14 protein-coding genes and 1 pseudogene are annotated in these 18,978 nt (G+C 70.2%); 5 read left to right on the top strand and 10 right to left on the bottom strand.

Translation table 11 applies throughout. From position 1 onward, the window contains the following. Positions 1–6: 6 nt before the first annotated feature. Entirely contained in the window at positions 7–1,758 is a 1,752-nt protein-coding gene (locus G9C85_RS15660; RefSeq protein ID WP_166041731.1) for a DUF4397 domain-containing protein, read from the bottom strand. A 464-nt stretch (positions 1,759–2,222) separates the two neighbouring features. Here G9C85_RS15660 and G9C85_RS15655 point away from each other — a divergent pair, with 464 nt between their 5' ends. Next, positions 2,223–4,670, top strand: coding sequence for an AAA domain-containing protein (locus tag G9C85_RS15655; RefSeq protein WP_166041730.1), 2,448 nt, complete (start codon positions 2,223–2,225; stop codon positions 4,668–4,670). A gap of 455 nt (positions 4,671–5,125) precedes the next feature. Here the strand turns inward: G9C85_RS15655 and G9C85_RS15650 are convergent, their stop codons facing one another. Next, entirely contained in the window at positions 5,126–5,740 is a 615-nt protein-coding gene (locus G9C85_RS15650; RefSeq protein WP_166041728.1) for a hypothetical protein, read from the bottom strand. Positions 5,741–6,057: 317 nt separating this feature from the next. Between G9C85_RS15650 and G9C85_RS15645 the strand changes: the two genes are divergently transcribed. After that, on the top strand, positions 6,058–7,008 hold the full coding sequence (locus G9C85_RS15645) for a DUF4397 domain-containing protein (RefSeq protein ID WP_166041726.1): 951 nt from the start codon (positions 6,058–6,060) through the stop codon (positions 7,006–7,008). 71 nt (positions 7,009–7,079) lie between these two features. Here G9C85_RS15645 and G9C85_RS15640 read toward each other — a convergent pair whose 3' ends face one another. The 8 genes and pseudogenes from G9C85_RS15640 to G9C85_RS15605 form a co-directional block, all read right to left on the bottom strand. Next, positions 7,080–8,132: an NADH:flavin oxidoreductase gene (locus G9C85_RS15640; protein WP_240148929.1), complete on the bottom strand. Its 1,053-nt coding sequence runs from the start codon at positions 8,130–8,132 to the stop codon at positions 7,080–7,082. A 275-nt stretch (positions 8,133–8,407) separates the two neighbouring features. Then, on the bottom strand, positions 8,408–10,825 hold the full coding sequence (locus tag G9C85_RS15635) for a type B DNA-directed DNA polymerase (RefSeq protein WP_166041725.1): 2,418 nt from the start codon (positions 10,823–10,825) through the stop codon (positions 8,408–8,410). Between the two features lie 290 nt (positions 10,826–11,115). Next, a pseudogene (locus tag G9C85_RS15630) lies at positions 11,116–11,391 on the bottom strand (hypothetical protein); the annotation flags it as partial. Positions 11,392–11,703: 312 nt separating this feature from the next. Then, positions 11,704–12,003 carry a hypothetical protein gene (locus tag G9C85_RS15625; RefSeq protein ID WP_193570786.1) on the bottom strand — a complete coding sequence of 100 codons (300 nt, stop codon included), beginning with the start codon at positions 12,001–12,003 and terminating at the stop codon, positions 11,704–11,706. After that, positions 11,981–12,583, bottom strand: a complete 603-nt coding sequence (locus G9C85_RS15620; RefSeq protein ID WP_166041723.1) for a hypothetical protein — start codon at positions 12,581–12,583, stop codon at positions 11,981–11,983. The genes G9C85_RS15625 and G9C85_RS15620 overlap by 23 nt, the downstream gene beginning before the upstream one ends. 128 nt (positions 12,584–12,711) lie before the next feature. Further along, positions 12,712–13,749, bottom strand: a complete 1,038-nt coding sequence (locus tag G9C85_RS15615) for a hypothetical protein (protein ID WP_166041722.1) — start codon at positions 13,747–13,749, stop codon at positions 12,712–12,714. A gap of 108 nt (positions 13,750–13,857) precedes the next feature. Continuing rightward, on the bottom strand, positions 13,858–15,321 hold the full coding sequence (thiC, locus tag G9C85_RS15610) for a phosphomethylpyrimidine synthase ThiC (protein ID WP_166041720.1): 1,464 nt from the start codon (positions 15,319–15,321) through the stop codon (positions 13,858–13,860). 192 nt (positions 15,322–15,513) lie between these two features. Beyond that, positions 15,514–16,581, bottom strand: a complete 1,068-nt coding sequence (locus tag G9C85_RS15605; protein WP_166041718.1) for a phytoene/squalene synthase family protein — start codon at positions 16,579–16,581, stop codon at positions 15,514–15,516. A gap of 319 nt (positions 16,582–16,900) precedes the next feature. On the opposite strand from G9C85_RS15605, the gene G9C85_RS15600 reads away from it, so the two are divergent. The 3 genes from G9C85_RS15600 (at position 16,901) to G9C85_RS15590 (ending at position 18,921) form a co-directional block, all read left to right on the top strand. Continuing rightward, positions 16,901–17,374, top strand: a complete 474-nt coding sequence (locus G9C85_RS15600; RefSeq protein WP_166041717.1) for a hypothetical protein — start codon at positions 16,901–16,903, stop codon at positions 17,372–17,374. Next, positions 17,371–17,775 (top strand): hypothetical protein, encoded by a 405-nt coding sequence (locus G9C85_RS15595; RefSeq protein WP_166041715.1) that lies wholly within the window; start codon positions 17,371–17,373, stop codon positions 17,773–17,775. The genes G9C85_RS15600 and G9C85_RS15595 overlap by 4 nt, the downstream gene beginning before the upstream one ends. A 120-nt stretch (positions 17,776–17,895) precedes the next feature. After that, positions 17,896–18,921, top strand: coding sequence for a Cdc6/Cdc18 family protein (locus tag G9C85_RS15590; RefSeq protein ID WP_166041713.1), 1,026 nt, complete (start codon positions 17,896–17,898; stop codon positions 18,919–18,921). The last annotated feature ends 57 nt before the right edge of the window (positions 18,922–18,978 follow it).

The raw sequence follows: 18,978 nt of genomic DNA, 5'->3' as shown, positions 1-18,978 counted from the left end.
GCGCGGTCAGGGCGCGCGCACCGCCGGCGCGGTCACTGCGAACCGCTCGGCGTCGGCGGGTGCGACGGCGAACGCGTCAGCAGGGGCGGCTCCCTGGACGCTGACGCTCGTGTTCGCCGCGGTCTCGGTCTGGTTGCCGCCACCTGCGGTGGCCGTCTCGGTCTCGTTCTCGCCACCGACGGCGACGGTCTCGGTCTCGTTCTCGTCACCTGCGGTGGCCGTCTCGGTCTCGTTCTCGTCACTTGCGGTGGTCGTCTCTTCACCGTCTTCGCCGGGCATCGAGACCTGTGGCCGCTGTGCGTCCTCGATCAGGACGACCTGCGCGGACGTATCCATCATCGGTCCGTTCGTCACGTCCTCGCCGTCGGTTTCCGTCTCGTTGCCCGCCTCCGTCGTCGTCTCTTCCGCCGCGGCAGTCGTGGTCTCTTCACCGGCTTCCGTCTCCGTCTCGTTCGCTGCCTCGGTCTCCGCCTCGTCTTCTGCTGCGGTCGTCGTCTCCTCGCCCGCTTCGGCTTCCGTCTCGTTCTCCGCGGCAGTCGTCGTCTCCTCACCGGCTTCCGTGGTCGTCTCTTCACCGGCTTCTGCCTCGGTCGTCGTCTCCTCGCCGGCTTCCGTCTCAGTCTCGTTCTCGGTCTCGTTACCGGCTTCGCCCTCGGTCGCGCCACCGAGGTCGGTCGCGCTCGCGTTCGCGAACCCGAGGCCGACGGCGGAGTACACCGTACCGCCCTCGAGCGTGACGTTCATCTCGAGGATGACCTCGCCGTCAGCCGCTTCAGCATCGCCTGGCTCGGTCGGCTCCGTCTCGGTCGTCGTCTCCTCACCGGCTTCTGCCTCGGTCGTCGTCTCTTCGCCAGCCTCGGCTTCCGTCTCGTTCTCCGCGGCGGTCGTCGTCTCTTCGCCAGCCTCGGCTTCCGTCTCGTTCTCCGCGGCGGTCGTCGTCTCTTCACCAGCCTCGGCTTCCGTCTCGTTCTCCGCGGCAGTCGTCGTCTCTTCACCAGCCTCGGCTTCCGTCTCGTTCTCCGCGGCAGTCGTCGTCTCCTCGCCAGCCTCGGCTTCCGTCTCGTTCTCCGCGGCGGTCGTCGTCTCCTCACCGGCTTCCGCTTCCGTCGTCGTGGTCACGCCGTCGGTCGCGTTGTCGGTCTCGTTCCCGGCCGCGTTCCGGACCTGGACCGTGTAGTCGCCCTCGGGCAGGGTGACGTACGCACCCGCTTCACCGAAGGAGACGTTCTCCGCGACCGTCGTCTCGTTGCCCTCCGGGCCGACGACGCTCACGTCGACCGCGTCGAGATCAGGGACGGTGTGCACGAACCGCACCGTCGAGTCCTCCATCTGCGGGACCTCGTAGTCGTCGGTGACGACCGACGGCTCGAAGGCCGTGGTTCCGTTGTCGTCGACAGCGAGCGCGCCGAGGACCGAGTACCGCGTGTCCTCCGCGAGCTGGATCGAGTCCTCGAAGAGCACGTCACCGCTTGCACTCTCGAGCACGGTGACGTTCACCGAACCCGCCTCGATGGACTGGTACGGCGACGCCTCCGTGTACGAGAGGTTACTCGTTACCTCTTGGCCGTCGACGAGGACGTCGACCTCACCGACGCCCGGCGCGGCGTGCACCGTCCGCAGCTGCGCCGGTCCCTGCAGTGCTTCCTCGCTGCTGTCTGTTGCCCCGACCTGTACCATTGTTCCGGCCGCGACGGCACCCCCGATGAGTGTCGCCGTGACCGCAAGTGCTACTATTGCGAGCAGTCTGTCGTCTTGCATCAGTGTGAACGTCCGTCAGACTCCGTCAAATACACGTACGACGTTACATCGCAGTAACAGCGCTGTACGGATTTTACGCGGGGCCAGACGCCCATTGTAGTCTCGAATCTGTCGTGTAACCACACCCTGACAGTATCGTTATGTGTCTGCCGACCGGGTCGGGGAAACCCCCGTCTATCGGCCGTACAGCGACGTTACGAAGGGGCCGTCGGTGCGTGAATATTGGTGAACGTACCGTACTGGTCGGTACGTGGCTGGTTTCGCAACCGTTCACGGACGAACTGGTCGGGAACGCATGGACGAGCGCCGGCACTAGTCAACTCGTAGAACCAAATACTGAGGGTCTCCCACCGAGGACGCTCGTCACCGAGGACGCTCGTCACCGAGGACGCTCGTCGCGGGTGACCGTGGCCAGTCGGGAACGCAGGGGCTAAGTCTCTCAGTTGGCGTCTTCCAGACACACGATGGAGCGGTCGGGCGCGAACGGCGACGACGGGGCGTCGGCGGCGACGAGCATCGGCGACCTGTCGAGCGACTGGAGCGTCGGGAGTGCGTCGCTGTACCGGTCGGCCGACCGACCGGGCGACCAATCCCGCTTCGGGGGGAGCATCTCGACGACCGTCCTCCGGACGGCGCTCGACCACGCGGCCGAGACGGTACGAGAGACGACCGCGGAACACGACGGGTACGCGGTTCCACTGCACGACGCCGACGGCGACGCCGTCACGGACGAGTACGTGCTCTGGCGGCCCGACGCCGACCAGTTCGGGTGGTACGACGAGGGGTTCGGCATCGACGGCACCGTCCGCTTCGTCGGCGTCGACACCGCCGCCGCGACCACGATCGGCGACCGGCTCCGCCGCTGGCACCCAGACGAACGCGACGCGGAGGCGGCCGTCGAGCAAGACGACTACGAGCGCGAGAGCGAGCGCCCGAACGATTCCGGCGCGCCAGCGGAAGCTGACGAGTCGGCCGTCGAACTGCCGCCGTCGACCGTCGAGCCGACGACGGCGCTCGACGAGACGGCCGTCGAGGACGTCGTCGAGGACCTGCTGGGGTTCGTCGCGTCCGAACGCGAGGCGGAGCGAGCGGCGAACCGCGCGCATCTCCGCGAGGCCGGCGTGGAGGCGCTCGTCGCGGACGGCGTCGCGACCGGGCCGTTCGTCTCGCTCGGACGCGCGAACCGACCTGACGACCTCGGCGAGTTCCGGCTCCAGCTCGCCGAAGGCGGTGACGACGGCGGACGCGACCCAGCCAGGGGACGCGACGGCGACGGGATGAGGGACGTGTACCCGAACAGCGTCTTCCTCGCGCACGCGCTCGACGGCGACGACGAGGCGTTCCCGTTCGCGGTTCGGGCGACGCGCGTCGACGGGCCCGTGCTGACCGTCAAGCCCGCGCAGTCCTGCGACCTCGCGCTCGGCGTCGTCGAGGACCGCCTCTCGGACCGCGACCGCGAGTTCTGGCTCGCACCACTGTCGAATCCCGTGCCGTACGAGCGACGGACCGAGGCGATAGAGCGGGTCGTAGCCGACGACGCGAAGCGCGGCCTCCTCGCCGGCAGTCGCCCGGTTCACTTCGCCGCGGACCCGCTGTCGACGCCGAGCGTCCCGCTCGAATTGAACGCGTACCAGCGGCGGGCGCTCAAGTGGGCTGTCGACGCCGAAGACGTCGTCTGCATCCACGGGCCGCCTGGGACGGGGAAGACGCGGGCGCTCACCGCGTTCGTCCTGCACGCGGCGTCCCACGGCCAGTCCGTGCTCGTCGCCGCGCACTCGAACCAGGCGGTCGACAACCTCCTCGTCGGCGACAGCACGCTCGCCGACCCCGAGCCGGAGACGCTGCACGCGTTCGCCGCCGGCGCCGACGGCGAACCCGACAACGGCGACCGGGACGCCGACGACGACCGCGCGCTGCGCGTCGCGCGCGTCGGCCGGAACTCGACGAACGACGTCGTCGACCGCCACTACGCGACCGCGTCCGTCGCGACCGCCGACGTGGTCGCGGCGACGACCAGCGGCGCGGCGACGTTCGACGCGGACGCGTTCGACGTCGCGGTCGTCGACGAGGCGACGCAGGCGAGTCGCGCCGCGACCGCGATCGCGCTCGACCGCGCGGAGAAACTCGTGCTCGCCGGCGACCACCGCCAGCTTCCGCCGTACGCCACCCGCGAGGGCGCGAACGGTGCTCTCGACCCCGAGAGCGACGGCGAGGGGGGTCGCACGCGAACGTCGCTGTTCGAGTCGCTCCTCGACAGGTACGGCGACGACGTCTCCGTCCTCCTGGGCCGCCAGTACCGGATGCACGAGGCGATCGCCGAGTTCCCGAACGAGGCGTTCTACGACGGCGACCTGGAGACGGCCGCGGCAGTCCGCGATCGAACGATCGACGGCCTCGACCCGCTGGTCGGCGTCGACGTCCGCGGCGGCGATCGGCAGGCCGCGGGCGAGCACTCCTACGCCAACCCCGCGGAGGCCGAGGTCGTGGTCGAGGAGGTCCGTCGCCTCGTCGAGCACGGCGTCGCCCCGGAGGACGTGGGCGTGATCGCGACGTACCGCGGACAGGTCGATCTCCTCTGTTCGCTTCTGGGCGACGCGGACATCGAGGGCGTCGGGCGGACGACGGTCGACACCGTCGACTCGTTCCAGGGCGGGGAGCGCGAGGCCGTCGTCGTCTCGTTCGTCCGCAGCAACGACGCCGCACGGAGCGGGTTCCTGGAGGTCCCCGACGAGGGACCGCGGCGGCTGAACGTCGCGCTCACGCGCGCCCGGAAGCGCCTCGTGCTCGTCGGGGACTGGGCGACGCTCTCGACGGTCGGCCCGAACCGGACCCCCGAGTGCAGTTGCGCCAGCGTCTACGCCGCGCTCCGCGACCGACTGGAGCGCGACGACCGCATGCGTTCCCGGCGGTGACGGCCCCGCCTATCGCCGTCGTTCAGCGTCCGGAACGTTCGCAATCGGGTCGTCGTCGCTATCGAGGCGTCATCGTTATCGGGTCGTCGTCGCTATCGAGGCGGAGCGCAGTCAGAATCCGCTTCGGCAGTGGACCGCCGCCCGTCCGCGTTCGTCGAATCCCTCCCGCCACGCTTCGGAAGTTCATGGCCAAAGTGCCGTCCTGCATCCACCGATTCGAAAGGTCCACCGCCGCCCTGGCGGTCGCGTCCACCACCCAACCCACCAACGCCTCGTTGGAAAGCGAGGGACAAATACGTCACGGCCCGAGAACGGTATTCGCGGGTTTTACTGTCCGTTCATGGCGCGCTGACGCGTTGCGACGCGTCGCTGGAGTCGCGAATTCGGCGACCGAGGATTGGTAGCGTCGTCGGCCGCGAACGCGAACGGCTGCGACGATCGATTCCGTCGCCCGGTCAGTCGTACCGGAGCGTCACGGCCGACACGTAGACGGGGTACTCGTGGGTGCCCGTCCGGCCCGCGAAGTGCACGGTCGCTCGCGCACCCCGAGGGGTCGCGTCGACGACGGCCGGGAACTCGACTGCCGGCTCGGAGACGACCTCGCCGTCCCTGTCGAGGACGGTCTCCACGTCGACGGAGACGCCGAACTCGCCGCCGTCGAATCGACGGATCCCGGCCCCGACGCCGTCGGACGAGGACAATGCGCGCTCCAGTCTCGAGAGGACGTCGCGCGCAGCGACGCTCGCACCCTCGACCTCGGTCCACTCCTCGAACGGCTGGTGGCCGTACTCGACGACCTCGCCCCCGGACTTCGCCGCCGGGTACCGCACCGTGTCGTTGCTCGCGACGTACTCGTACTTCTCCGCCGCGATCGTTTCCTCGACCGCGATCTCGTCGGCCTCGCCGCGCACCGGCCCCGACGGTTCCGTCGTGTCGCTCGCTGCCGTCGTCGTGGTCGGCTCGACGGGGGTCGAACCGAGTGGGCCGGACAGACAGCCCGCGCTCGCCATGGCCGCGCTCGCCGCAGTGACCGCACCGGTCGCTCGGAGTACCGCGCGTCTGGAGGGCATACGCGAGTACGCGACCGTCTCCGTCAAGTGTCTTCTGCCGGTGTCGCCGGGACGCCCGAGGACTCCCGCTCGGGTTTCGTCGACGACGACGCGCTGCTCGGTTCGATGTCGCCGCGCTGCTCGACTCGACGTAAGCGAGTCGTACCGGCTCGTTCCGGCCTCCGTCGGCGCGACGACGCACTCCCGACTCCTCGCGTCGAGGGGTCGCGTAACGCGACCGTATCGTTCGTCACGCGTCCGCGAAATGTTCGAACGCGGACGCTACTCGATGGACGGTCTACCGGCCTTTTCTCCCGGCACGTATCAGCAACACTCGCATGACAAGCGACCCGCACCGAACCGTCCTCGCACTCGCACTCGCCGCCGTCGTCGTCCTCGGCGCCGGCGGCTTCGCGGCGAGCGCGACCGTACAGCAGACAGACGCCCCCTCGTCCGCGACCGACGTCCACGCCGGCGACGACGTCGCGAACGCGAACCCCACCGCCGGCGTGGCGAACGCCGCACCGAACCACACCGACAACGGGACTGCCGTGCGCGTCCTCCACGTCTCGTCGCTCCTCCCGCCGATCGACGTCGTCGTCGACGGCGAACCCGTCGCGACGAACGTCTCCTTCGTCGGCGTCACCGAGTACCGGGCCGTCGACCCGGGGAACGCGACCGTCGAGGTCCGCATCAACGAGACCGACGAAGTCGTCTACGACGAGGACGTCGCGCTCGACGAGAACACGACGTACACCGTCCTCGGGACCGCGAGCGTCGCCGAGAACAACACCACCACGTACGCGCCGGCGCTCCTCGAGGACGACGCCGACGCACCCGACGAGGAGAACGCCTCCGTCCGGTTCCTGCACGCGATCTCCGACGGGCCCGCCGTCACCGTCACCCTCGAGCCGGCGAACGAGACCGTCGGCGAGAACGTCACGTTCCGGACCGCGAGCAACTACACGACCGTCCCCGCTGGGAACTACACGCTGACCGTCGCGCCCGCCGACGCCGCGGGCCTCGGCGAACTCGTCCTCCAGCGGAACGTCTCGCTCGACGGCGGCACCGCGTACACCGCGGTCGCCTTCGGGTTCCTCGAACCGCAGGGCGTCCAGGACGCCGCCCCGCTCATCGCCGCACTCACCGTCGACCGGAACGCCAGCGACGGCGCGGCAATCGGTGAGAACGGGACCACGGACGAGAACGAGACCGCGACCGAGAACGAGACCGCGACTTCGAAACGGACCCAACACACTCTCGACCATCCGAGACACCGCCACCAATAGTCCGAGTAGCGAGGGTGGAACACTGAACTCGTCTGCCTCGTCGTCGGCACCGGACACGCTTCGTCGGGGACTCAGTCGTCGACGGGGGATTCGTGGACCGAGAGTTCGTCGTCGCCGATCGTTGCCTCCGGTTCCAGCATCGCGGTCCGGTCGAGTTCTGCGAGTTCTTCGCCGGCTGCGACTCGCGTTGGCCAGTCCGGGTTCGCGAGTGCGCTCGTCCCGAGCGTCAGGAGGTCTGCTCCGTCCTCGAGGACTTGGCGTGCTGCCTCGGGCGTGCCCAGGTTGCCGTTGGCGATGACGACCGTGTCGTCGGTGACGTACTCGACGGCGGCTTCCGCCAGCGACGGGCCGTCGTCCCCGAACGTCGGTTCCGTGGCGTAGCGTTCGGTCGTGTGGACGTAATCCGCCCCAGCACTCGAGAGCGTCTCGAAGAACACGGCCGCTGCCGCTTCGCCCTCGGGCCACTCGTAGCCGTAGTCGGTCACCATCGACTGCGAGACCCGGACGCCAACGACGAAGTCGTCTGGGGTCGCATCGGCGACTGCCTCGATGACTTCGGCCGGATACCGCACGCGAGCGTCCGGCGCACCGCCGTACTCGTCGTCACGCCGGTTCATCTTCGTCGAGAGGAACTCGTTGAGGAGGTAGCCGTTCGCGGCGTGCAGTTCGACGCCATCGAACCCGGCGTCGGCGGCGTTCGTCGCCGCCGTGACGAACCCCTCGCGCGCAGTGTCGAGGTCGTCCCTGGTGGCTTCCTTCGGCTCGGGATACGGGCCGTCGCCACCGTAGGCGGGGTTCTTCTCGCCCTCGGGCTGGACCGCGGACGGCGCGATGGTCTCCCGGTCGGCGTCCCGTGGAATCCCCTGGTTCTGGGCGCCGCTGTGCATCAATTGCGCGAAGATCGCCCCACCCTCGTCGTGTACGGCGTCGGTGACCTGCGTCCACCCGTCGACGTGGCCGTCCGTGACGAGCCCGGGCTGGTTCAGGTAGCCCTTGCTGTAGGCGTCGTCGGTGTAGACGCCTTCGGTCACGAGGAACGAGAACCCACCCGTGGCGAACTTCGCGTAGTACTGGGCCATCCTGTCGGTTGCTCGCCCGTCGTCCGTCGCACTCACCCGCGTCATCGGCGCCAGGCCAACGCGATTGTCCAATGTCAGCTCGCCGAGCGACGTCGAGTCGAATAACACGTTGCGGTCGACTTCGAGCCGAACTCGAATAATCGCTCGGATTGCGACGCCACTGGAAACGGGCGGACCCGAACCGACCAGGGCGTGCGTTCGTCGCCGCCGTCGAGTCGCGTCCGGAAACAGGTGCTCGACCGCTTCACGAACCGTCTCGCCGACCGGTTCCTCGCGTCGGATAGTGACTCGCTGGAGCCACCCGACTGTTCGTTTCGAGGTCACTTCGCCGAGAACCCCCGGATGCTCGCGTTCTCGTGGCCGTGGATGGCGTCGCGGACGTCGTCTCTGCTCCAGTCGAGCGGCCCGAGGACGTCGGCAACGGCGCGCACGACCTGGGTGGCGTAGTGGTCGGCGTCGTACCGGTCGACGGGTTCGCTGGCGAGGCGGACGCGCTCGCGAGTGTCCCTGTCGCCGTCGACGACGACGTACCGGACGTCGCGGCCGGGACCTGCGGGGACGCCGCGGTCGCGGGCGCGGTCGAGCGCGGCGGTCGCGTCCGTGTAGCGGTCGTAGGCGTCGGCTGGCTGGCTGGTGCGGCGGCGCGCGACGAGGCGGTCCGGGTCGACGTCGCCGCGGCGGAGACGGTCGACGGCTTCGCGAGCGCGCTCGCAGACGGCGTCGGGGTCGTCGGTGGCGTCGAGAACGCGCAGGCAGTCGCGCTGGACGGCCGCGACGAACGCGGGCGTGTTCCGGCGGCGCGCGGCGATCCCGCGAAGTTTGAACGCCTCGCCGAAGGTGGTCGCATCGGCGGCGCCTCCAGGCGCCGCCTCGTCTGCGGTGCAGTCGTCGTCCGCCGGGACCTCGTCGGGCGCGTCCGCGCGCTTCGCGACGTACTTCGTGAGCGCGCCGCTGACGGCCGACGTCGACGCGTCCGCGGTCGAGGTGCCGTCCTCGTGGGCGAGCGGACAGAACGCCACCCAGTCGTACGCGGCCTCGTGCTCCAGGCGGATGCCGGCGGCGTCCGTAATCTCGCTCGCGAGCGCGTCCAGCGGCTCGCGGTCGTCGTCGGGGACGTCCGGTGCGGGCGTCACCCAGAGGCTGTCGACGATGCCGTGGAGGACGCGCCATCCGCCCGCCTCGAGGCGCTCCTTCGCGGACAGGAGGATCTCCCTGGCATAGGCGTTGATGGCCTCGTGGCACTCGATGCGGCCGAACTTCGCGTTCGAGAACCCCTGGTAGCCGAAGCAGGAGACGAGGATCCACTTGATGGCACTCGACCGACCCTCGAGTTCCGCGATGCGTTCGCGGTCCGGGTCGTCGCTCGCGCGCTCGGCGGCGATGGCTGCCTTGACGTCGCGGCGGTCGTCGACGAGCGGCCGGAGGACGTCCGGCAGGTAGCCGTCGTCGTCGCAGATCGCGTACCCGAGCCCGGGGACGTCCTCGCGCTCGCGGTGGCACGCGCACCGGACGGTGTCCGGGGAGACGTTCCGCGTGCAGATGACGTTCGGGTAGAGGCTCGCGAAGTCCAACTCGTGCACGTCCCGGTGCCGGCCGACCGCGGGGGAGAGCGTGAGGCCGCCGCGGTCAGCGTCGTGAAGCGTCCGCAGCGACCCGAACGACTCGTGACGCCACGCGTGCCACGGCACGAGCACGTCCCGCGAGCGCGCCTCCCGGATCTGGATCGCGGTGAGGACGTTCCCGATGCTCGCCCACGCCGCCTCCTGGAGGGGCTTGTGCGAGCGCCCGACGAGGTCGAGGACGCCCGCCATGCTCGTCTCGTTCAGGAAGAACGTGTTCGCGCGGTCCACGATCGCCCGTCCGGGGATCGCGTACCTCGCTGGCGAGTGCCCGACCCGGCCGTAGCTCGTGTACGTCGACTCGCCCGCGAGCTCGCGGTAGCCCGGGCGACGGCCGAGCGCGTACTCGCTCGCCGGGCGCTCGCTCGCGGCCGCGAGCCGTGGGACGAGCGTCGCGGTGTCGAGCACGAGCACGTCCGGGTCCGCCGCGGCGACGCGGGACTCGACCGCCGACGCGACCGCGGCCGGGTCGCCCGCGACGCGCTCGCCGCCGACGGAACCGCCGCTCGCGGTTCCGTCTGCTCGTCGCGTCGTCGACGCGACGCTGTCGACGACGAGCGCCTCGTGCGCGTCGTTCCCGCGCTCTCCCTCGGGGACCGATATCTCGAGCGTCACCGGGTCGCGGGCGGGCGTCGGGTCCGCCGGCGCCGGAGCGTCGGTGGCGTCGCTGGAGTCGGAGATTCCGCCGGCGACGCGCCCGCCCGCGTCGCCGAGCGCGTCCAGGTGGTACCGGAACCCCGGCGACAGGTCGACGTCGAAGCACGCGAAGTCGCCGGTCGGCGCGACCTCGTGGGACTGCCGGGCGAGCGACCGGACGCGGTCGACGTGCGTCGCGTCCACCGCCAGCACGCGCTCGGGCGGCCGCCCGAAGTACGTGCGCTTGTGGACGAACGTCGTCCCGAGCACGTCCGGGTGCGCCTCGTAGTGCGCGCGCAAGTCGAGGAACGTCCCGCGGTCGTCCGCACCCTCGCGCAGTCGTCCCTGGCCGTCGCGACGCCCGCGGACGCCCACGTAGAACCGCGGCGCGTACGCGCGCGTCGTCGCCGTCGCCCCGCCGTCGGCGTCGAGCGTCCACGACCGCACGCGGCCGTCGTCGAGGAAGTCCACGACGAACGCCACGACTACTCCACCCCCTCGCCGTCGTCCGCGTCCGCGTCCACGTCGTCCGCGTCACCGGGTGGCCGCTCGCGGTCGCGGTCGAACGTCGCCGGTCCCGGCGGTAACTCGTCTCCGAGGGCTGCGTCCCCGAGGTGCGCGTCGAACGTCGACTCCGCGAGGTGGTAGTCAAGCGCGGCCGCGTCCACCGTCGCCTCCAGTTCGTCCAGCCGGTCCTCGAACCGGTCGAGCCGGCCGTCGATGCGGTCCAATCGGTCATCCGACCGGTCGCGGTGGCCGTCGATGCGGTCCAGTCGGTCCGCGACCGCCGCGAGCTCGTCCGCCAGCCCCTCGCGCTCGCTCTCGGCGTCGTCGTGCCGGCGCTCCTGCTCGAGCGCGATCCCCACGAGCGCCGCGACCAGCGGATTCCGGTGGTTCCGCGTCCCGGCCGCGTCCGCGTGCTCGCGAGCGTACGCGAACAATCGATCGAATCGCTCCCGGTCGACGCGCCGGAGCGCCCGCCGGTAGGGCTGCCAGCGACTCTCGGTCGCCGACAGCGCGTCGCGGTACGTCGGGTTCGTCCGCCCCATCACGCACCACCTCCTCGCGGCGAGCGCATCCCTCGATGCGTACGGTTCGCGGTCGAGCACGTCCAATCACCGAGTCGAGACGAGTCCTGCATACGCGAGTGAACGGCCACCACGCACGTAACCGAGGGCGTGTGATTTCCGGAAATTTCCGGGAACGCTCGATGTGGCGAGACGAGCCGGTAGCTGCCTCGTATCGTTCGGTTTGCGGTTTCCGGAATTCGTCGTGAACTCGGTCGTCCCCCTGACGTGCGTCGCTCGCTACTGGAGTGGTAGAGATAGCAGGGAGATTCGGTGGCGACGGCCGACACCGCGTCACTCCGCCACGTCGTCGGCGTCCACATCGGCTGCGTCCCCGTCGTCGGCGTCCCCGTCGTCCGCGTCCGCGGTCATCGCCTCGCCGAATGCGGTCACGCGCCGCTCGTGCTCCGGCGAGACGTCCGTCGCTCGCGCGCTCTCCAGTTGCGCGTTCACGACGCGGTTCTGCTCCTCGCCCCAGACCGCCGCCGGCTGCTCTCGGATGTACGCGACCCAGCGCTTGACGCCCTCCAGTCGCGCCGCTCGGTTCGCGCGGTGCTTAGCGTCGAGCGCGTCAGATCGACTGGAGTCGCTCATACTCGTCGGTCACCCCGAGCTTCTCGACCCACGTTTCGAGGTGCGTCGTCCTAAGGCTTTCCCGGAACAGCACGTAGAGGTGCGCGGCGTCCTCGAAGTCCTTCTGCGCGCCGAGGTGGAGCTTGTACGCGATCTGGAGTTCGAGGGGGCCGACCGGGATCGTCGCGTCCCCGACGTGCGCGGTGATCGCGTGGTCGAGCGACGCGCGGTCGAACTCGTCGACGGGGAACTTCACCTCCAGGTGCGGCGTCATCTGGCCCTCGGGGGCGACCCAGATGTTCGTCCCGGCGTCGAGGTTCCCGTGCATCTCGTCGAGCGGCATCGCCGGCCCCCAGTATCCCTCTGACTCGAGTACCGCGACGAGTTCGTCGACCTCGTCCGCCGAGAGCGGCTCGACGAACACGTCGATGTCGTCGGTCGCGCGAGCACGGCCGGTGAGGATCGCGAGGTAGCCGGCGACGAACGCGTGTCGGATTCCGAGTCGGGAGAGAGTCCGCGAGAACGCGATGGCGAGTTCGTCGAGTTCGTTCGGCGGTCGCTCGACCACGAGTTCGCCGTCGCGGAGCGTGACGCCGCCCATGCCACGACTTGCGTCGGCTTCGTGTTAAAGTCACAGCACTGCGTGGCGATGGTTTCGACGGTGGATTTCGGATCGGGCGTCGAGCGAGTCGCCGGTCCGTCCCCGAGATGTCCTTCGACCGGGCGCGTTCAGCGAGTGCCTCGCCACGGGGAGAGCGCGCGTTCGTGTGCCGCGCCGTGGCCGCGTCCGCCGCTGGCGAGGACGCCGTCGGCGTCGCCGAACCGGTCGGGCGACGCGGTGGCCGACCCGAGCGAGGACGACCCGCGCGGTGCGGTCCCGCTCCCGCCCGCGTTCGCGGTCGGCGTCGGGCCGTCGACGTCGACGCCGGCGGCGCTCGCCCGCCGGTCGAGGACGGTGCGCCAGTAGGCGAGCGTGGTCTGGAGCGTTCCGTCGGGCTGGGGGTAGACGAGCGTCTCGACGTCGTCGTCGCCGACGAACCGCGGGCCCTGCGGCGTGCGCTCGCAGCGGAGGTGGTGGTCGGCGGCGCGGTCGACCACGCTGGCGAACGCGTCCGCGTCGTCGGTCCCGTCGCTGGCACCACCGCCGCCGGTGCGCGTGAGGAGGACGGGGGCGTCGTAGGCGTCGGCGTACCGGCGGAGCCTGGCGAGCGTTCGCGCGAGGAGCTGCGTCGCGTGCTCGTGCGGGAGGTCGTCGGCGTCGCGGTAGCGGCCGTCGACGACGGGTGCGACGAGGAGCGCGGGGTCGCGTGCGTCGCTCGCCGTGGCGTCCGCGCCGTCAGTAGCGTCCGCGCCGTCGGCGGCGCTGCCTGCTGCGGCGGCGGTGGTTTCGGCGATCGCGTCCGGGACGTCCGCGACGGCGGCGTGATGCTGGTGGGGCGTGAAGCCGCGAGCCACCTGGATGCGTTCGAGGAGCCGCCAGGACGGCGCGACGCGAGCGAGCGTCGTGGTGCGCGCGCACCCGGCGGTGTCGACCCAGTACGCTGGCCCGGGTTCGGTGAGGAGGTGGTCGAGCGCGAGCGACTGGAGGACGGGGACGCCGCGACCGTCGACGTTCAAGAGCGTGACGCCGTCGTCGAGCGACGGCAGCACGGGATCGGGCGCGTGGTCGTCGGTGGCGAGCGCGCGCCGGTTCCGGTCGGCGCCGCGCTCGGGGCGGTCTGGGCGGTCGGATCGATCCGTCGCGTTCGAGTGCATCGGCGCTGGCATACGCGGAGGGACGACCGCGTATCAGTTAACGCGAGGCGTGTCGTTTCCGGAAACTTCCGGGAACGTGCTCGCGTCGCGACCGCGACCTCCGAGAGCGCCTGAGAGCGGTCAGTCGTCGCCGTGCGCGTCCGCGTCGCCACGGACCTCGTCGCCGTGAGCGTCGACGTCGTCGGGGAGGTCCGGGACGCGACTGGCGTCGTGCGTGCCGACCGGCGGCCGGTTGACCGCGGCGGCGTCGGTCGCGTCAAGGTCGGTGTGGTCGCGGTCGTCCGTCATCGTGCCGTCGGCCACGTCCCGGGCGTCCTGGTCGATGCGCATCGAGCAGAACTCGACGCCGCACATCGAGCAGAATCGAGCGTCCTTGTAGTTGTCGCCGGGGAGCGTCTGGTCGTGGTAGTCGCGAGCGCGGTCCGCGTCGAGCGCGAGGTCGAACTGGCGACGCCAGTCGAAGTCGTAGCGTGCCTCCGAGAGCGCGTCGTCCCAGTCGCGCGCGCCCGGTCTGTCGTTCGCCACGTCCGCGGCGTGCGCGGCGATCCGGTACGCAGCGAGGCCATCCCGGACGTCCTCCGCGTCGGGCAGCCCGAGGTGCTCCTTCGGCGTGACGTAGCACAGCATCGCGGCGCCGTGACGCGCCGCCTCGGTCGCGCCGATCGCGCTCGTGATGTGGTCGTACCCGGGCGCGACGTCCGTGACGAGCGGCCCGAGGACGTAGAACGGAGCGCCGTCGCAGACGTCCTGCTGGCGGTCGACGTTCGATGCAATCTCGTCCATCGGGACGTGCCCGGGGCCTTCGACCATCACCTGGACGCCGTTGTCCCACGCGGTCCGCGTGAGTTCGCCGAGGGTCTCCAGTTCCGCGAACTGCGCGTCGTCGCTCGCGTCCGCGAGACACCCGGGGCGGAGGCCGTCGCCGAGCGAGAACGTGACATCGTGCTCGGCGAAGATCTCGCATATCTCCTCGAACTGCGCGTACAGTGGGTTCTCCATCGCGTTCTCCTCCATCCACTGTGCGAGGATCGAGCCGCCCCTGGAGACGATGCCCGTCTTCCGGTCGTCCGTGAGCGGGAGGTGTTCCATGCGGACGCCGGCGTGGATCGTCATGTAGTCGACGCCCTGCTCGGCTTGCTTCTCGATCACGTCCAGCAGGCGTTCGTGCGTGAGGTCTGCTGGCCCGTCGACGTGCGTGAGCGCCTCGTAGATGGGGACGGTCCCGACGGGGACCGGCGAGTGCGCGACGTTCGTCTCGCGGATCGCGTCGAGGTCGTCGCCCGTGGAGAGGTCCATGACGGTGTCGGCACCGTAGTGGACGGCGGCGTGCAGTTTCTCGAGTTCGCCCGCGCGGTCGCTCGTGGTCTCGGAGTTCCCGATGTTCGCGTTCACCTTCGTCGCGAACTCGCGCCCGATGATCATCGGGTCGAGCGACTCGTGGTGGTGGTTGGTGGGGATGACGGCCTGGCCGTCGGCGACCTGCTCGCGGACGAAGCGCGGGTCGACCTGCTCTCGTTCGGCGACGCGCTCCATCTCGTCGGTGATCTCGCCGTCGCGGGCTCGCTGTAACTGGGTTCCGGGCATCAACCACTAGGTAATACCACTAGATGATAAGCGTGTGGGTCCTGCCGAATTCGGACGGGGACGAGGCGACCCACCGACTGTTCGGACGACGGCGAACGAGAGAACGACGAGCGACGGGGCGCAGCGGCAGAGCCGCTAAGGACCGAGCGGACTACGACCGAGCGGACTACGACAGAGACGCCTGCGAGCGGGTCAGTCCACGCTGGATTCGACGCCCTCGTAGGGCTCGTGCGCGATCGTCTCGCGGAGGTCCGCGAGCGCCTCGCGGCCCGTCGTCGACGCGGCGTGCGTGACCGCAAACACCTCCTCGCGAGAGATCTTCACGCCGCGCTCGGTGAGTGCGTCCTCGGGGCGCGCGCCGAGTTCGCGGAGCGTGCCGACCGCGAGCAGGAACGGGACGCTCCACGCCTCCAGCGTGTTCCCGTGTACGAGCGGCATCGACTCGAGGTACGTCTGCGCGTCGTCGAGGAACCCGCGCGCGTGATTCGCGGTGCGCTCGACGACCCGTGCCGCCGCGCCGCGATGCTCGGGGTCGACGACCTCCTCTTGCGGGACGCCCTCCGCCTGCAGCCACTCGTCGGGCAGGTAGACGTTGTTCTCCTCGACGTAGTCGTCGTAGACGTCCTTCGAGACGTTCGTCAACTGGAGCAACTGGCCGAACTCCTCGGCGGTCCCCTGCATGCGGCGGGCCTGCTCCTGGTCGACGTCCGTCCGCGTCAGGAGATTCGTCACGAGCTCGCCGACCGTCCCGGCCGCGTAGTGACAGTACTCCTCGAGCTCTGCCGCGTCGTCGATCCGCAACCCGCCCGTGTGACTGTGTCGTTCGACGAACGACGCCATCCCGTCGACCATCTCGACGACCGGCCCGACGACCGCGCGACGGACGTCGTCGGGGAGCGCCTCGAACGTCGCGAGCACCGTCGGCGACTCCGCGACGACCTCCCAGTCGTCGCTCCGACCGTCGGCGGCGGGCACGTACTCGTCGACGTCCTCGCGGAACGACTCGATGGTGGTGGTCGCGTCGGGGTCCACCGCGTCCCGGTACGTTCGGAGGAGCGTCGCCTGTTCACCTGGCGGGAGGTGTCCTGCGTCCTCCACGGTGTCCGCAACGCGACACAGGAGGTACCCGAGACAGATGTGCGTCGACATCGGTTCCTCGAGTACGTCGACTGTCAGGGCGAACGTCCGCGACACGCCCTGGACAGCCTCGTGACACCACGCCTCGTCGACATCACCACGGTAACACTCGCGCCCGCTCATCAGATATATCGGACAAAAAGGGCCGAATAGCAAAAAGCCTCCGGGGTAACCGCGACCAGAACCGGCCAGCATCCGACGCTGGCCGGTATCGCGTCGTCCGTTTGAGGTCAGAGGGGTCGGTCGAAGCGGTCCGCCAGCGGCAGGAACGCCCGACGCTTGTAGTCGACGCACTGGACGCTCGTCTTCCCTCGCCGTAGACGTCGACGCGATCTTCGTCGTCCCAGTCCTGGCGCTTCAGCCACCCACTGTCATCGGCAGCGTCATTTAGGCCCGCCTAAATTCCGAAAGACTCTACTGTGTTTAGGTGAGCCTAAACCCCATGGCCGCGTCAGACCCAGTCGCCGACCCCGGAGACGCCCTGACCGACGCCCGCGTACTCGTCGAGGACCTCGCCACGCCCGCCGGCGAGTTCGTCGTCGTCGGGAAGGAGACGGGCGTCCGCCCCGACCCCGTCACCGGCTTCGCCTTCGACGACTACGAGGCCGCCGAGCGAGCGCGAGACGCCGCCGCCCGCTATCGCCGCGCGCTCCGCGAGCACGACCCCGCACTCCCCGAGTACGACCTCGTCGTCGGCGAAACCGACTCGAACCCGATAGAGGTGGCGACCGTCCGCGAGTCCACTCGCGAACGCCGGACGAACGGCGTCCCGCGCGCCAGACAGACCGTCACCCTCACCGGCGACCGCCGCGACGAGTGGCTCCGCGTCGAGAACGCCCCGCTCGTTCACCTCACCGGGCCCGACGAACTGCTCGACGACGAACTCGTCACGCGCCAGCTCCAGAGCAAGCTATGAGCGAGCACGCCCGACCCTCGACCGACGGACCATCGGTCCACGAGTCGACGGCCGCCGACGCGACCTCGACGACCCCCCTCGCCGACGCGACCTCGACGACCCCCCTCGCCGACGCGCGGGCGACCATCGAGTCGCTCGCGGACGCGAACGGAGCGTACCGCGTCGTGGGTGCCCGGCGGATGGAGGAACCGGTGCCCGCTCGCGGATTGCGGTTCGCGTCCCGCGAGACCGCGCGGCGAGCGGCGCGGGCGGTCGAACGCTACCGCGGGACGCTCCGCGAGTACGACCCCGCTCTCCCCCGGTATCGCGTCGTCGTCGATGCGGCCCACACCAGCGCGTCCGCCGATGACGCGGTGGAATCGTCACGGTCGACAGCCACCGTGGCGACGCGGTCGTCGTAACGCCCCGGGCCGAAACGGTGAGGACAGCGGGACGGACGACGGCCGTGCAAACGACGGCCGTGCAGACGACGGCCGCTGTCGGTGGGAAGAATTACGTGACGGCACGCCGAAGCCCCGGCCGTGATCCGGGACGCGCGCGTGCTGCGGACCGACTTCGTGCCGAGCGAGGTCGTGCATCGCGACGGCGAGGTGAACCACCTCTCCTCGGTGCTCGACCCCGTGACGCGCGGGCAGACCGCGGACACGGCCGTCGTCACCGGGCCGTCTGGCGCGGGGAAGACGTGCCTGACGCGGTTCGTCGCCGGGAAGCTCCGCGAGGCGACGCTGGACGTCGAGACGGTGTACGTGAACTGCTGGCGGAACTACACGCGCTATCGGGCGCTCTATCGCGTGCTGGAAGCGGTCGGACGGACCGTCGACGTCCACCGACAGTCGACGCCGACGGACGAGCTCATCGACCGCATCGAGCGCGCCGACCAGCAGGCGGTCGTGGTGCTCGACGAGGCCGACCAGCTGGAGGCGCCGGACGTCATCTACGACCTCCACGGCCTCCCGCAGTACGCGGTCGTCGTGGTCGCGAACCGCGAACGCGACCTGTACGCGCACGAAGGGAACCGTTTGCGGAGTCGCCTCCAGTCGAGCGAGCACGTCCGGATGGACACGTACGGCGCGGACCAGCTCGTCGCCATCCTCCAGTCCCGCGTCGACAACGGCCTGGAGCGCGGCGTCGTCGACCGCGCGCAACTGGAGCGCATCGCGGACGCGGCCGCGGGAGACGCGCGCCTCGCCATCGGCATCCTCCGGAGTGCGGCGCGCGCCGCGGAGCGCGAGGACGAGGACGAGATAACGGACGCCGTCCTCGAGGACGCCGTCCCGACCGCCGAAACCGAGATCCGGCAGGCGGACGTCGAGAACCTTACGCCCGACCAGGTCGCAGTGTTCGAGGTCGTCCGCGAGCGCGGGCCGGTGAGTCCGGGCGGCATCTACGACGCGTACTGCGAGCGCGTCGACGACCCGAAGACCGAGCGGACGATCCGGTCGTACCTCTCGAAGATGCAGCAGTACGACCTCCTCGTCGCCAGCGGGTCGAGTCGCACTCGCGTGTACGAGGTCGTCGACGACGACCTGCCGTCGCCCGGTTCGTGAGTACGTCACGGACCGCTGGCGCGTTCACCGTTGCGTCCGATGCGGTCGCCGGCGTGT

It is taken from the genome of Halorubellus sp. JP-L1 (assembly GCF_011440375.1).
GTDB lineage: Archaea > Halobacteriota > Halobacteria > Halobacteriales > Natrialbaceae > Halorubellus.
Note: the sequence above shows the minus strand (reverse complement) of the source record. Positions and strands in the feature narration are given on the sequence as shown.